Here is a 14,813-nt window from a genome sequence, read left to right as displayed (position 1 = left end):
AATGAATTAGATATATTCTACAACCTAAAACTGAATAAGTTTTTACGCTTAGCTCTCACGTATTTTTTTTTATTTATTTTAAAAGGGATGCTGCTCTTAATAGCAAAAAAAGACCATTCAAATTATCATGAATGGCCTTTTGAGAAAACTTATACGCTGACAACAAACTCATCATCTTTTACATCAACTGTCACTTGACTATAATCTTCAATTTGCCCTGCAATTAATTCTCTGGCAATTTTTGTTTCAATATATTTTTGAATAAACCTTTTTAAAGGGCGCGCTCCGTATACCGGATCAAACCCGGAGGCTGCAATATGATTTTTTGCTTCTTCTGTTAACATTAACGAAATATGACGATCGGATAAACGCTTTTCAAGCTGAAGCAATAGCTTATCAATAATTCCCTTTACTTCATGAACAGTTAGCGGTTTGAATAAAATCGTGTCGTCTACTCGATTTAAAAATTCTGGGCGAAAATGCTGTCTTAATTGAGCCATCACTTGCTCTCTGGCTTTTTCATTAATCTCGCCTTCACTTGTTAAACCATCTAATAAAAATTGAGAACCAATATTTGACGTCATAATAATGACTGTATTTTTAAAATCAATGACTTTTCCTTTTGAATCTGTTGCTCTTCCATCATCTAGTATTTGAAGGAGCACGTTAAATACTTCGGGATGAGCTTTTTCAATTTCATCTAACAAAACGACTGAATAAGGCTTGCGTCTCACCGCTTCCGTTAGCTGTCCGCCTTCTTCATACCCTACATAGCCAGGAGGCGCTCCTATAAGCCTAGAGACCGCATGCTTTTCCATGTATTCAGACATATCAATACGAACCATTTGTTCTTCACTGTCAAATAACGAATGTGCCAACGTTTTGGCTAGCTCCGTTTTTCCTACTCCGGTAGGTCCTAGGAAAATAAATGATCCAATTGGGCGGTTCGGGTCTTTAATGCCTGCCCTTGCGCGAATCACAGCATCTGTAACTAAGGATACGGCTTCGTCCTGTCCAATCACACGCTGCTGTAAAATTGACTCAAGCTTCAACAGCTTTTCTCTTTCTCCTTCAACTAGTTTCGACACCGGAATTCCCGTCCATCTTCCTACAATTTCAGCAATTTCTTCTTCCGTTACCTCTTCTCTTAACAAACGGTTTTCTTGTGCTTTTTCAGCAGCTGTTTCTTCCAGCTGTTTTAGTTCTTTTTCAAGAGCTGGAATGCGTCCGTGGCGAAGTTCGGCTGCTTTATTTAAATCATATTTCCCTTCAGCTTCTTCTAGGTCTCGCTTCGCTTTTTCAAGCTGCTCCCGGACATCTTGCACCGTTTGAATCGACTGCTTTTCTTTTTCCCACTGCAGCTTCATTGTATCTGCACGTTCTTTTAAATCAGAGACTTCTTTTCGAATTGCCTCTAACCTTGTGATGCTTGCTTGATCTGTTTCTTTACTTAATGCCGCTTCTTCAATTTCAAGCTGCATGACACGTCGCGTTACTTCATCTAATTCTGATGGCATCGAATCCATTTCTGTTCGAATAGTTGCGCATGCTTCATCAATTAAATCAATTGCTTTATCAGGTAAAAAGCGATCTGAGATATAACGATCCGACATAACCGCTGCTGAAACAATCGCCCGGTCATGAATATTTACACCGTGATGAATTTCAAATCGTTCTTTTAAACCACGTAAGATAGAGATTGTATCTTCTACTGAAGGTTCTTCAACCAGCACCTGTTGAAAGCGTCTTTCAAGAGCTGGATCTTTTTCAATATACTGACGATACTCATCAAGAGTTGTAGCTCCTATACAGTGAAGTTCTCCTCTAGCAAGCATTGGTTTTAAAATATTCCCTGCATCCATCGCTCCGTCCGTACGACCTGCTCCAACGATTGTATGAAGTTCGTCAATAAATAAAAGAATTTGACCGTTGCTTTTCTTCACTTCTTGAAGAACAGCTTTTAAACGCTCTTCAAATTCGCCTCTGAACTTCGCTCCTGCTACTAAAGCTCCCATATCTAATGAGAAGATGGTTTTATCTTTTAATCCTTCAGGCACATCTCTACGAACAATTCGCTGTGCTAGACCTTCAACAATCGCTGTTTTACCAACGCCAGGTTCTCCAATCAAAACTGGATTGTTTTTTGTTTTTCGCGATAAAATGCGGATAACGCGGCGAATTTCTCCGTCTCGTCCAATGACTGGATCAATGTTCCCTGCTCTTACTTCTGCCACTAAGTCTCTTCCATATTTAGCTAACGCTTCATATGTAACTTCCGGATTTTGACTTGTAATTCGCTGATTTCCTCGAAGGCTAGTAAGCACATCTTGCAAAGCTTTTTTTGTTATACCGTGACTTGAAAATAACTTGCCATATTCACTAGAAGACGGTTCCTGTGCTAAGGCTAAAAAGATGTGCTCAACTGAAACATAATCATCTTGCAGACGAGATGCTTCTTCTTGAGCTTTGACAAACAGCTGCTGGAGTTTATTTGTAATATAAACTTTCCCTACTTCAGCTCCACTTCCTGTAACAGCAGGTTTTTTCGCAAGCAGTTGATTTACCTGCTGCTGAAAAGATTGATGATCTATATGTAAATGATCTAATATGCGAGGAGCAATACCATCTTGCTGATGAATAAGCGTATAAAGCAAATGAGCAATATCCACTTCCTGCTGATTTCGTTTAATAGCTTCGGACTGCGCTTCCATCACGCCTTCTTGCAATTTTTGGGTCATTTTATTTATGTCCATTGAACATCCTCCTTCGATACATTTGACCTTTATTGACCTTTATTTCATTATACCCAGCAATGGGAAAACAAGTAAAGCCATTCAATTTAGAATGGCTTCTTTATTTTTTTACTATTTAAGGCTTGCGCATGTATGTCCAGTGGCGGTCATCGTTTGCCGTCTCTGGAAAACGCTCTCCTGCTTTTAATTTAACCTTTTGAGGATTATTTACGTTGCTTCCTGTTTCACCAATTTCAATATACACTCCGTTATTAGGAGCTTTTTGACCCGGTGTGAAATGACGATTTTGTCCCATTGTCCTGCCTCCTCATTCCTGAAATGAAATGTTCTCCTATACTATTCCCTTAAGATTTCCGTTTCATAATGGAGATGTTTTCATATTAGGAACAGAACAGAAAAGAGCAGACCTTTAGATCTGCCCTTTTGTATCAATGAGTAAATTTAATAGCTTGTTCAATTTCAGTTTCTCCGGCTAACATTTCAAACGTTTTTCCTATCGTAGCTTCTTCGTTTAGGCATTCTACAAGCACGGTTGCTACATCTGCTCGAGGAATCGTCTGAGATTTATCTTCAATATCATTATTGATATCAATTTTTCCAGTAGCTGAATCATTCGATAAAGTTCCTGGTCGTACAATTGTATATTGCAGATTAGACTGCTTTAAGTATTCATCCGCTATCGCTTTAGCACGCAGGTAAAGTTGTAAGCCTTCTGGTCCTTGTTCAGGTGCATCTGTTCCCATTGAACTTAACATAACAAAGCGCTTCACACCTTGATTTTTTGCTTCATCAATGATATTTTTAGCACCGTTTTGATCCACAGCGATTGTTTTTTCGTCTCCCGTATGTCCTCCAGAACCTGCTGCAAATATGACAGCATCCATACCTCTTAAAGCATCTGAAACATCTTGCTCCAAGTCACCAAGTACAACGTTAGCGCCCAGCTTTTTTAAAGCGTCTGCTTGTTTTTCGTCGCGAATCATCGCATAAGCTTCATGCTGCTTGCTGTTTGCGACTTTTTCTACCACTTGTTTTCCCGTTGTTCCGTTTGCTCCAACAACTAATACTTTCATCATAAATCACCTTTCGTTCTGTTTAGTATACAACTGGTGTTCCCACAATTAATTCCCTTTAAACAAAAAAACCTTTCTGATATTCTCAGAAAGGTTTTTTTCTTAGCCTAAAATTGCTTGAAGCAAGGCCTTTTGTACATGCATACGATTTCCAGCCTGCTGGAAAACAACCGAATTTGGTCCGTCAATAATGCTTGCTGTCACTTCTTCTTCACGATGCGCAGGCAAGCAGTGGAGAAATAAATAGTCTGACTTCGCATGGGCAGCTAGCTCTTCATTTACTTGATAAGGAGCAAATATTTTCAAGCGCTGCTGTGCTTCTTCTTCCTGTCCCATACTTGTCCACACGTCTGCATAAATAGCATCGGCATTTTTTACAGCCTCTACAGGATCTTTTGTAATCGTAACCTTCGCACCCGTTTTAGCAGCTACTTCATTAACATAAGCTGTTACAAAGTCTTTTGGCTCATATCCGTCAGGGCATCCAATTGAAATATCTATTCCCATTTTTGCACATGCAATCATTAAGGAATGCGCTACATTATTTCCGTCTCCAACATAAGCTACTTTTAGCCCATCAAATGATTTCTTGTGCTCGTAAATCGTTAATAAATCAGCTAGAGCCTGACAAGGATGATAATCATCTGTCAAACCATTAATAACGGGAATGGATGCGTAATCTGCAAGCTCTTCGATCTTGCTATGTTCAAACGTACGAATCATGATAGCATCGATGAATTCAGATAGTACGCGTGCTGTATCAGCAATCGTTTCTCCGCGTCCAATTTGTAAATCCTGGCTGCTTAAAAAGAGGGCGTTTCCTCCAAGCTGCATCATTCCCGCTTCAAATGAGACTCTTGTTCTTGTTGAAGATTTTTCAAAAATGAGCCCCAGCGTTTTTCCTTTTAACGATGTGACGATTTCACCATTTTTATGCTTTTCTTTCAGCTCAATGGCGCTTTCTAAAAGTGACATAATATCGTCTGATGATAAATCTTTAAGCGTAAGCAAATCTTTTCCTTTTAAATTCGTATTTACCGATACTGTACTCATGATACTGTCACTTCCTTTTTAGTTTTTTGAAACCATTCTTGTAGTGATGAAACGTGATATTCATTGACTTGGAACGATTGGAAAAATAGCGAAGCCGTTTCTGCCTCCGTCATAACCATTAAACCGTGTTTTAATGCTGACATACGGCTTTCTTTATCTTCAGGCTGTAAACTTACATATAATAAAGCTTCTTTCGTTTTTACCCATTCACTAACTTCTTTATCTTTAACAAGAGTTAATCCCGCGCTTTGCGCAAGTTCTTCAAGGCCCTGTGCTTCTCCGTTAATATACACTTCTGCAGCACCTTTTTTACTTAACACATACTGATGGAATACTTTTTTTGCTGCTTCTTCAATCGTTGAAGAAATCGCAATTCCTTCACCAGTTGACTTCATTTCTGGTCCAACGAGCGGATCAACTCCTGATAATTTACTTGTCGAAAACACTGGAAACTTAATAGTTGTATAAGCCGGATCCGGCAATAAACCTAGCTTCTCGCTAATTTCCGACAATGATTTCCCAAGCAATATTTGAGTTGATAGCGAAACAAGCGGCGTGTTGCACACTTTGCTTACTACAGGCACTGTACGGCTGGCACGCGGATTAACTTCCAGCATGTAGACTTCATCGTTGTAAATAACATATTGGATATTCATAATCCCTTTATATTGAAGTTTGTTTACAATTTTTTGAGCGTAGCTCACCATTTTTTCTTTATGTGCTGCTTCTACTGTTTTTGCTGGTAAAAGCGCATAGCTGTCTCCTGAATGAACGCCGGCTTTTTCAATATGTTCAACGATTGTCGGAATCAACACATCTTTTCCGTCTGCTACAACATCAATTTCTGCTTCTTTTCCAGGGAAGTAAGCATCAATAAGCATTGGGAAATGAGACGCTTTAATAGCCGGTAAACAAGCCTGCAGCTCCGTTTCATTTTGAATTGTCAGCATTCCTTTTCCGCCAATGACGTAAGAAGGACGAATAAGTAATGGGAATCCCATAGCTTTTGCTTTTTGTACAAGTTCTTGCTCATCTTTCGCCATTTCACCTGGGATATGCGGAATATCACAGTCGTCTAAGAGCTTATAAAACAGGTCGCGATCTTCAAGTGCATCAATAACATCATTTGTAATCCCTAGTAAATTGACGCCAGCTTCTTCTAGCCCTTTAACAAGCGAAATAGCCGTTTGACCTCCGTATTGAACAATTACATCCGTCACATTTTCAGCATCAAGAACGTTTAGCACATCTTCTACTGTTACAGGTTCAAAATATAAGCGGTCTGCTACTTCAAAATCCGTACTTACCGTTTCTGGATTGTTGTTAATTAAAATTGTTTCGTATCCTTCTTTTTCAAGAGCTAACACACCGTGTACAGAGCTGTAGTCGAATTCTACTCCTTGGCCGATACGAATCGGTCCAGAACCGATAATCGCAACTTTTTTATTCGTTGATGGTTCAATCTCACTCTCGCCATAATAACTAGAGTAGAAATAAGCCGTAGAGGATTCGAACTCCGCTGCACATGTATCTACCATTTTGTAGCTTGGCGTAATATGTAGTGCTTTACGTTTCGCTCTTACGTCAAGCTCTGGCACGTTCCATACGCTTGCTAGATACGCATCTGTAAAACCATGCTCCTTCACTTGCTTGAAGTGTTCAGCTGTAATGGAATCAAAACGTACTTCCTTCAAAGAGGCTTCCATTTTAATCAGCTGCGTAAAGTGTGTTAAATAGAAATAATCAATTTGCGTTACTTCATGGATATACTCAGGCGTTGTACCGCGACGTAAAAGCTCAAGGATAACAAAAATACGCTCATCGCTTTGTTCGCCAAGCTTGCTTTTTAATTCATCCGTTGAAAGTTCTTGCAGTTCTTCTACTTCCAATCCTTGTAAATCAATTTCTAAAGAAGACAGTGCCTTTTGGAAGCTACGTGTAAAGTTACGGTCAATAGCCATTACTTCTCCAGTTGCTTTCATTTGCGTGCCAAGCGTTCTCTCCGCGTAGAAAAACTTGTCAAACGGCCATCTTGGAAATTTCACTACTACATAGTCAAGAGCTGGTTCGAAGCTTGCATATGTGTCTCCTGTTACAGGATTTAATAACTCATGAAGCGTGTAGCCTACTGATAGTTTTGCAGCAATTTTAGCAATCGGATAGCCCGTTGCTTTTGATGCAAGAGCAGACGAACGGCTCACACGCGGATTTACTTCAATTAAATAGTATTGCTTGCTTTTTGGATCAAGCGCAAACTGAATGTTGCAACCTCCAATAATGCCAAGCGATGAAATAATTTTAACTGAAGCCGAACGAAGCATTTGATATTCCACGTCGGTTAACGTTTGAGAAGGAGCAACGACTACCGAATCTCCAGTATGAACACCCACGGGATCAATATTTTCCATGTTACAAATTGTAATGCACGTATTGTTCACGTCACGCATAACTTCGTACTCAACCTCTTTAAATCCAGCGATGCTTTTTTCAATTAAGCATTGAGTAATAGCACTTTCACGTAAACCTGACGCTGAAAGTTTTTCAAGTTCTTCCATAGAATGAGCAATTCCTCCGCCCGTTCCGCCTAACGTATAAGCAGGACGTACAATAACAGGAAAACCAATTTTCTCGGCAAAAGCTAATGCTTCTTCTACTTTTGTGACAACTTCACTTTCCGGCACCGGTTCATTTAGTTCATTCATTAATGCACGGAACTCTTCACGGCTTTCACCTTTTTTGATTGATTCAATCGATGTTCCTAAAAGTTTCACATCGTATTTTGGCAAGATATTTTGTTCATGAAGCTCAAGGGCTAAGTTTAAACCCGTCTGTCCGCCTAATGTAGCTAACAAACCATCCGGCTTTTCTTTTGCAATAATTTTCTCTACGCAGTCTACTGTTAATGGTTCAAAATAGATTCGATCTGCTACGTGAGTGTCCGTCATAATCGTAGCTGGATTATTATTGATTAAGATAACTTCATAACCTTCTTCTTTTAATGACAAGCATGCCTGAGTTCCTGAATAATCAAATTCTGCTGCTTGCCCAATTACGATTGGTCCTGATCCGATTACTAAAATCTTTTTTAATGTTTGGTCTTTAGGCATATACTTTTCCGCTCCCTACTTGCTGTACTTTCGTCATAAATTCATCAAAGATATACGTGCTGTCACTTGGTCCAGGATGTGCTTCTGGATGATATTGAACCGAAATAACAGGAAGGTCTTTATGCATTAAACCTTCAACCGATCCGTCATTCACATTTTTAAATCGAACGCTTAATGGCGTAGACGTAATCGTCTGTTCATCTACGACATAGCTATGGTTTTGAGACGTCATACACACTTTGTTAGTCGTTAAATCAATTACAGGCTGATTAGCTCCTCGGTGACCGAACGCCAGCTTTTTAGTTTCTGCCCCAAAAGCAAGCCCAATTAACTGATGTCCAAAGCAAATTCCCAAAGTTGGATACGCTGAAATAATTTCTTTTAATTCATCCAGCTGACTGCTTACTTGAGTTGGATCTCCAGGTCCGTTTGATAAGACAATGCCATCCGGCTGCAGCTCTTTTACTTTTGAAGAGCTTGTAGAATAAGGAACAACCGTTACTTTGCACTCTCGATTTAGCAGCTCTTGTAAAATTGATTTTTTATAGCCAAAGTCCATTAATACAACGTGTTTTTCACCGTTTCCGTAAGTAACAGGCTCTTTTGTTGACACTTCTTTTACTACATATCCATCGCATTCAGCAGTAAATGCTGGCGGCTCAGCAGATGCCGAAAAGGCAGATTGCATCGTACCTTCTTTTCGAATTCGTTTTACGACCGCTCTCGTATCCACATGTGTAATAAGCGGAATGTTCCATTTCTTTAAATATTGTTTGAAGCTGTACATCGCTTCGTAATGGAACCCTTCATCTGAACATTCGTATACGACAACGCCTGCTACGTGAGGCTTTTTGCTTTCATAATCTTTCTCATTGATACCATAGTTCCCAATCAAAGGGTACGTAAAGACGATAATTTGATCTTTGTAAGATGGATCAGTCACAACTTCTTGATAACCAGTCATTCCAGTAAAGAAAACAATTTCTCCTTCTGCCTGGTGCGTTGCTGTATGTTCAATGTGTCCGGCGAACGAATCGCCGTTTGCTAAGTGTAAATATCCGTTCATTGTGCATCCCTCTTCGAATAATTATTTATAAAACAGAATTTTTATACAAACATATTCAAAAAAATTTGTATTATGAAGTAATTTTTGTTTGGCTAAATGCTTCTTCAATGATATGAATCGCTTGGTCTAACTCTTCTTTTGTTACAGTTAAAGGCGGCAGCAATCGTACTACATGCGGTCCTGCTCCCAGTGCTAGCAATCCTTTTTCACGCATTGCTGCAAGCAATGCCGACTGATGTTCTCCGCATTCAATTCCAATCATAAAACCTTTTCCGCGAACATCTTTTACAAATGAATAATCTGCTACGCTATTTTTCAAAGCGTTGGTAAAATAAAGGCTTTTTTCTGCAACCTCTGCTAAAAATGCTTCGTTAAAAATAATGTTTAAAGTTGCTTTGGCTGAAGCTAATGCAATTGGATTTCCTCCAAAGGTTGTTCCGTGAGTACCAGGTCCAAACGCTTCTTTGAGATAGCCTTTTCCAATCATCGCACCAACCGGCATTCCGCTTCCTAACCCTTTAGCTGCTGTAATAATATCTGGTGACACATTAAAATGCTGATAGGCAAATGGTTTTCCTGTTCTGCCGATTCCAGTTTGCACTTCATCGACTATAAACAGTGCTTCGTGCTTTTTACACAGCTCTTGAATAGTTAATAAAAATGCTTCGGTTCCTGGAACAACTCCGCCTTCTCCTTGAATGACTTCAACCATAATTGCTGCTACGCTGTCGTCCATTTCCTGTTTTAATGCTTCTTCATCATTGTATGGCACGTAAACAAACTCATTAACAAGAGGACCGAAGCCATCATGAATTTTTGCCTGCCCTGTAGCTGTCATGGTAGCAAATGTACGTCCATGAAATGATTTTGTAAAGGTAATGATTTTATGTTTTTGCGTGTACTTGCGCGCTAATTTAATCGCCGCTTCGTTGGCTTCTGCACCGCTGTTACAGAAGAATACTGCATCACCGTTTGAATGTTCCACAAGCTTACCTGCTACATCTTCTTGAATCGATTGATGAAATAAATTTGACACGTGCCACACTTTATTTAACTGCTCTTCGATCGCTTTTTGAACATCAGGATGACGATGGCCTACGTTACAGACAGCGATACCTGAAATAAAATCTAAATACTCATTTCCTTTGTTATCTATTAATTTTGTTCCTTGCGCCTCTTCCACATGGATATCAAACCGTTGATATGTTGGAAACAATGAACTCATCGCTATCTTCTCCACCTTTTCCACTATATTTAATTGCTGTACCAATCAGCTTTCCTTCCTTATCTAAAAATCCATCAGTTCCGCTAATAATATGAACTTCTTCAAGTAAAGGAGATAACGCATTTACCGCTGATGTCACTTTTGGAATCATTCCGCCGTAAATTACTTTTTCTTCAATAAGTGCATCAATCTCTGACTTTGTAAGTTCAGGAAGCAATGCTCCATCCTTTAATACACCTTTTACATCCGTCACAAACATCAGCTTTTCAGCATTTACTGCTTGTGCAACGGCTCCGGCTGCCACGTCAGCATTAATATTATAGCTATTACCTTCTTCATCGGCTCCAATGGAAGAAATAACCGGAATGTACTGACTGTCAGTTAGTTGTTTTAATAATGTATCGTTTACGCCTCTTACTTCTCCAACGTAACCTAGACGTTCAACATCGATAGCCTCTGCTTTAAGCAAAAATCCATCAATTCCTGATAGTCCTACTGCTTTTAAGTTCGCTTTTTGTAGTTCTTTTACAAGATGCTTATTAACTTTGCCTGCTAATACCATCGTCACAACTTCTAATGCTTCTTTGGACGTTTTTCGAAGCCCATCTACAAATTCCGTTTCAATGTGAAGCTTGGTAAGCGTATCTTGAATATCAGGCCCGCCTCCGTGCACAACAATGATCTGATATCCACTCGCTTTTAACTGCTGAATACTTTCAAAAAAAGCGCTTGTTAACTGATTGATAATGCTGCCTCCGCATTTTACAACGACGATTTTTTCACTGCTCATTTCACTCTCTCCTTACGTTCGATAACTGGCATTGATTTTCACATAATCGTAAGTCAAATCGCAGCCCCACGCCTTGCCAATTCCATTTCCCTGCTGCAAGTCAACATAGACTTCAACCGTATCATTTTCTAAATAAGCTTTTGCTTCTTCTTCACTAAATGAAACAGGCTGGCTGTTTTTTAGCATTTGGATATCACCTAACGAAACGTTCACTGCTTCTGGATTAAGCGCTACGCCGCTGTAGCCAACTGAACAAATAATTCGTCCCCAATTGGCATCGGCTCCATACATGGCCGTTTTCACTAAGTTCGAGCCTACAATTTGTTTAGCAATCACATTTGCCTCTTCGTTTGTATGAGCACCAGATACGTTTACTTCAATTAGTTTTGTTGCTCCTTCACCGTCGCGTGCAATTTGTTTGGCTAAATCTTCACACGTCAAGCGCAGTGCTTCATAAAATGACGTCCATTCAGGATGATCTGGTGTAAGCGGCTGGTGATCAGCTTTTCCATTTGCTAAAACAACAACCATATCATTCGTAGACGTATCACCATCTACTGTAATTTGATTAAAGCTTTTATTTGTAATAGAACCCAGCGCATCTTGTAGTACTGAAGCTTCAACCTTAGCATCCGTTGTGATAAAGCTAAGCATCGTAGCCATATTCGGGTGAATCATACCTGATCCTTTCGCTGTGCCGCCAATCGTAACCGTTTTGCCGTCAATGGCTGTTTGATAGCAAGTTGACTTCATTACGGTATCTGTTGTTAAAATAGCCGTTTGAAATTCTTCTGCTTTTTCTTTGTTCGACGAAGGACTTAATAACCCAATGCCCTTCACGATTTTTTCCATATCTAGAAGCTCTCCAATTACCCCTGTAGAAGCTACCGCTACATGATGAGGTAGAATATTAAGCTTTTCTGCACATGTATTTCGCATTTGGTATGCATCTTTTAATCCTTGTTCTCCAGTACATGCATTTGCACATGCGCTGTTCACAACGATCGCTTGCAGCTTCTGCTCTACTGCTACACTTTCTTTTGTAACAGCTAAAGGCGCTGCTTGGAAAGCATTAAGCGTGTAAACAGCTGCGCAATTAGCTGGCACATCACTTACAATAACTCCTAAATCTTTTTTAGCATAACGTAAACCAGCGTGAACGCCATCTGCTGAAAAACCTAGCGGCGTTACAATTGTACCGTTCTCTATTTTCTTTATCTTTTCTTTCGTTTGTTTAACCGTAATCACTATACGTTCCCTCCTGCTTTTATCGTGATTAGTGATGCTGTGCTTTTATGGGAAGACAGGCAGTAGTCCAATACCCGTTTGCTGTTCAAATCCCATCATGATATTGGCATTTTGAATGGCCTGACCGGCTGCCCCTTTAACTAAGTTATCAATGACAGAAACAATCGTGACACGCTTTGTTCGTTCGTCAAATGCAATACCAATATCGCAATAATTTGATGCACTTACTTCTTTAGTAGACGGAAATTCACCAGCTTTTCGAACGCGAACGAATGGGGAGTTTTGATATGTATCTACATATAGCTGATGAAGCTCTTGTACTGAGCTCTCTTCAGAAAGTTCAGCGTATATCGTACTCATAATCCCTCGCGTCATTGGAACTAAGTGCGTACTGAACGTAACATGGCCAATTTCCTCATCCCACTTTTCTAAAATAGATTCAATTTCTGGGATATGCTGATGCTGATTAACTTTGTATATTTTCATATTTTCATTGATTTCAGCATAATGAGCCATTTGCGAAAGACCACGTCCTGCTCCTGAAATTCCGGACTTTGCATCAATGATAATAGAGTTTGATTTCACCATTTGTTTACTAACGAGAGGAGCTAGCCCAAGCAGTGTAGCTGTTGGATAACAACCCGGGTTCGCAACGAACGTACTGCTTTCAACTTCTTCTGCAAACCATTCCGCTAACCCATACACGGACTGTTGTAAAAACGCTTCGGCTGCAGCAGGCTTTTTGTACCACTTTTCATAAAGAGCTTCTGTTTTTAATCTAAAATCTCCAGATAGATCTACCACTTTTATTCCTTCTTCTATTAATTGAGGTACAAGTTTGCTAGAAACACCGGACGGAGTTGCTGTAAACACTAAGTCTAATTCTTTGGCCATGTTCTTAGGGTTTATATCTTGCAGTGTATATACAGTATTAGAAAGGTGAGGATAAACTTCTGCTAGTTCCATCCCATCCTGAGAGGATGAATAAACTGCATAAACATGAAAATGCGGGTGATTCGCTAACAAACGAATCAGTTCTACTCCTCCATACCCTGTTGCTCCAACAATTCCTACCTTGTATTCTTTCATTTTAAAACTCCTTTTTCCACGTATCTATTTGAATTATTTATCATTATAATACCGTATAAAAATAAAATCAAATGAATATTTAAAAAAACCAACACTTTATTCTATATTTTTAAACATTTTTATTTATTCATAAGTTTTTATTTTTATAACTATCTTTCTATTTTTGTTTAGAAATTGTTCACAGATAGTTTTGGAAAACACTGGTTGTTTTTGTGTATAATAAAAGTATCGATAAAAATCATCCGTATGACATTTCTTCATACGGCTAGTGGACGTACAGGATATACAGACTGTTCTAACTTAATAGATTAATAAGTAACAGTCGCAAAAATTTTGAGTAAAAGGTGATAACATGATGAACATCACAACGGATTCTTTTTCAAATGAGCTGCAGCAATTTTTTATGGACTTTGATCATAAAATTTCGTTTAAAAAAGGTGACTTTCTCTTTCAAGAAGGTTCACCTTCAACTCATTTATTTTTTATTACTTCTGGAGCTGTACAAGTAAGTAAAGTGACGCCGGAAGGACGCGAACTGACGCTTCAGCTGGCAAGTTCAGGAGACTTAATCGGGGAAGTTATGCTGTTTTGCGGATCTACTCCCCATATGCTTCAAGCAAAAGCCATTGAACCTTGTACAGCGATCAGCATTCAAAAACGGGTGTTAGAAAACGAACTAGCACAATACCCTGCTCTTTCCATGGAGTACATGAAGTGGATGGGACTTCAAATTAAGCGAATGCAGACAAAGTTTAGAGACTTAATTCTAAATGGAAAAAAAGGAGCTCTCTATTCTACTCTGATTCGCATGTCCAATAGTTTTGGGGTAATGAAGCCAAATGGTATTTTATTAAACGTAACGTTGACAAATCAAGAGATCGCTAATCTATGCGGGACATCCCGAGAAGTGGTCAATCGTATGCTCGCTGAGTTGCGAAAAAATGAAGTAATCTCAATGACAGATGGAAAAATTATCATTCATAAGCTCTCTTTTTTAAAGAAAGAAATAGACTGTGAAGACTGCCCTGTGGAATTGTGCAGAATTGAATAAGAAAAAAAGCCATCGTTGATGGCTTTTTTTCTTATTGAACACCTAATGCAATTTTAGCGTAGCGCGTCATGCGATCTTTATCCCATGGCGGGTTAAATGTGATATTCACTTCTACATTTTCTACTTCTTCAAGAGAAATTAATTGTTTTTTCACTTGTTCGCCAATCACACCCGCTAGCGGGCACCCAATAGAAGTTAACGTCATCGTCACGATAACCGTGTTGTTTTCTTCCATTTCCACCCCGTAAACTAAGCCTAAATTTACGATATCAACGCCAAGCTCTGGATCAATTACTTCTTCTAGTGATTCCATGATTTTATCTTCTAACTGTTTATCCATATTCATTCTCCTTTCTTT

The 14,813-nt window shown here is 39.2% G+C and carries 12 protein-coding genes; 1 reads left to right on the top strand and 11 read right to left on the bottom strand.

Translation table 11 applies throughout. The features are described from left to right. Positions 1-149: 149 nt before the first annotated feature. From clpB to argC, 10 genes are all read right to left on the bottom strand, one after another. Entirely contained in the window at positions 150-2,753 is a 2,604-nt protein-coding gene (clpB, locus tag ACMX9J_RS13865; RefSeq protein ID WP_098625754.1) for an ATP-dependent chaperone ClpB, read from the bottom strand. A gap of 115 nt (positions 2,754-2,868) precedes the next feature. Then, a complete protein-coding gene (locus ACMX9J_RS13860; protein ID WP_013055394.1) occupies positions 2,869-3,048 on the bottom strand; it encodes a YjzC family protein in 180 nt (59 codons plus the stop codon). A gap of 133 nt (positions 3,049-3,181) precedes the next feature. Continuing rightward, positions 3,182-3,826 carry an SDR family oxidoreductase gene (locus tag ACMX9J_RS13855; RefSeq protein ID WP_028412382.1) on the bottom strand — a complete coding sequence of 215 codons (645 nt, stop codon included), beginning with the start codon at positions 3,824-3,826 and terminating at the stop codon, positions 3,182-3,184. Between the two features lie 102 nt (positions 3,827-3,928). Beyond that, positions 3,929-4,879 (bottom strand): ornithine carbamoyltransferase, encoded by a 951-nt coding sequence (argF, locus tag ACMX9J_RS13850; RefSeq protein WP_028412383.1) that lies wholly within the window; start codon positions 4,877-4,879, stop codon positions 3,929-3,931. Then, entirely contained in the window at positions 4,876-7,986 is a 3,111-nt protein-coding gene (locus tag ACMX9J_RS13845; RefSeq protein ID WP_416225860.1) for a carbamoyl phosphate synthase large subunit, read from the bottom strand. The genes argF and ACMX9J_RS13845 overlap by 4 nt, the downstream gene beginning before the upstream one ends. Then, on the bottom strand, positions 7,979-9,052 hold the full coding sequence (locus ACMX9J_RS13840; protein WP_028412385.1) for a carbamoyl phosphate synthase small subunit: 1,074 nt from the start codon (positions 9,050-9,052) through the stop codon (positions 7,979-7,981). The genes ACMX9J_RS13845 and ACMX9J_RS13840 overlap by 8 nt, the downstream gene beginning before the upstream one ends. Before the next feature lie 70 nt (positions 9,053-9,122). Continuing rightward, on the bottom strand, positions 9,123-10,277 hold the full coding sequence (locus ACMX9J_RS13835; protein WP_028412386.1) for an acetylornithine transaminase: 1,155 nt from the start codon (positions 10,275-10,277) through the stop codon (positions 9,123-9,125). Continuing rightward, complete coding sequence (argB, locus tag ACMX9J_RS13830) at positions 10,243-11,067, bottom strand: acetylglutamate kinase (RefSeq protein WP_416225859.1); 825 nt, start codon at positions 11,065-11,067, stop codon at positions 10,243-10,245. Before argB ends, ACMX9J_RS13835 begins: the two co-directional genes overlap by 35 nt. A 12-nt stretch (positions 11,068-11,079) precedes the next feature. Beyond that, on the bottom strand, positions 11,080-12,315 hold the full coding sequence (gene argJ / locus ACMX9J_RS13825) for a bifunctional ornithine acetyltransferase/N-acetylglutamate synthase (protein WP_098625750.1): 1,236 nt from the start codon (positions 12,313-12,315) through the stop codon (positions 11,080-11,082). A 45-nt stretch (positions 12,316-12,360) separates the two neighbouring features. Further along, positions 12,361-13,404, bottom strand: coding sequence for an N-acetyl-gamma-glutamyl-phosphate reductase (gene argC / locus ACMX9J_RS13820; RefSeq protein ID WP_033578033.1), 1,044 nt, complete (start codon positions 13,402-13,404; stop codon positions 12,361-12,363). Positions 13,405-13,756: 352 nt separating this feature from the next. Between argC and ACMX9J_RS13815 the strand changes: the two genes are divergently transcribed. Continuing rightward, positions 13,757-14,455, top strand: coding sequence for a Crp/Fnr family transcriptional regulator (locus ACMX9J_RS13815; RefSeq protein ID WP_033578032.1), 699 nt, complete (start codon positions 13,757-13,759; stop codon positions 14,453-14,455). A 31-nt stretch (positions 14,456-14,486) separates the two neighbouring features. On the opposite strand, the gene ACMX9J_RS13810 is transcribed toward ACMX9J_RS13815, so the two are convergent. Further along, entirely contained in the window at positions 14,487-14,795 is a 309-nt protein-coding gene (locus tag ACMX9J_RS13810) for a metal-sulfur cluster assembly factor (protein ID WP_013055384.1), read from the bottom strand. Positions 14,796-14,813 lie beyond the last annotated feature (18 nt).

This window comes from Priestia sp. RMT2NF4, assembly GCF_047872835.1.
GTDB classification, from domain to species: Bacteria; Bacillota; Bacilli; order Bacillales; family Bacillaceae_H; genus Priestia; species Priestia zanthoxyli.
Note: the sequence above shows the minus strand (reverse complement) of the source record. Positions and strands in the feature narration are given on the sequence as shown.

Excerpts from the sequence above, each read along its gene's own strand:
- clpB (WP_098625754.1), bottom strand. The coding sequence starts at position 2,753 with ATGGACATAAATAAAATGACCCAAAAATTGCAAGAAGGCGTGATGGAA.
- ACMX9J_RS13860 (WP_013055394.1), bottom strand. The coding sequence starts at position 3,048 with ATGGGACAAAATCGTCATTTCACACCGGGTCAAAAAGCTCCTAATAAC.
- ACMX9J_RS13855 (WP_028412382.1), bottom strand. The coding sequence starts at position 3,826 with ATGAAAGTATTAGTTGTTGGAGCAAACGGAACAACGGGAAAACAAGTG.
- argF (WP_028412383.1), bottom strand. The coding sequence starts at position 4,879 with ATGAGTACAGTATCGGTAAATACGAATTTAAAAGGAAAAGATTTGCTT.
- ACMX9J_RS13845 (WP_416225860.1), bottom strand. The coding sequence starts at position 7,986 with ATGCCTAAAGACCAAACATTAAAAAAGATTTTAGTAATCGGATCAGGA.
- ACMX9J_RS13840 (WP_028412385.1), bottom strand. The coding sequence starts at position 9,052 with ATGAACGGATATTTACACTTAGCAAACGGCGATTCGTTCGCCGGACAC.
- ACMX9J_RS13835 (WP_028412386.1), bottom strand. The coding sequence starts at position 10,277 with ATGAGTTCATTGTTTCCAACATATCAACGGTTTGATATCCATGTGGAA.
- argB (WP_416225859.1), bottom strand. The coding sequence starts at position 11,067 with ATGAGCAGTGAAAAAATCGTCGTTGTAAAATGCGGAGGCAGCATTATC.
- argC (WP_033578033.1), bottom strand. The coding sequence starts at position 13,404 with ATGAAAGAATACAAGGTAGGAATTGTTGGAGCAACAGGGTATGGAGGA.
- ACMX9J_RS13815 (WP_033578032.1), top strand. The coding sequence starts at position 13,757 with ATGATGAACATCACAACGGATTCTTTTTCAAATGAGCTGCAGCAATTT.
- ACMX9J_RS13810 (WP_013055384.1), bottom strand. The coding sequence starts at position 14,795 with ATGGATAAACAGTTAGAAGATAAAATCATGGAATCACTAGAAGAAGTA.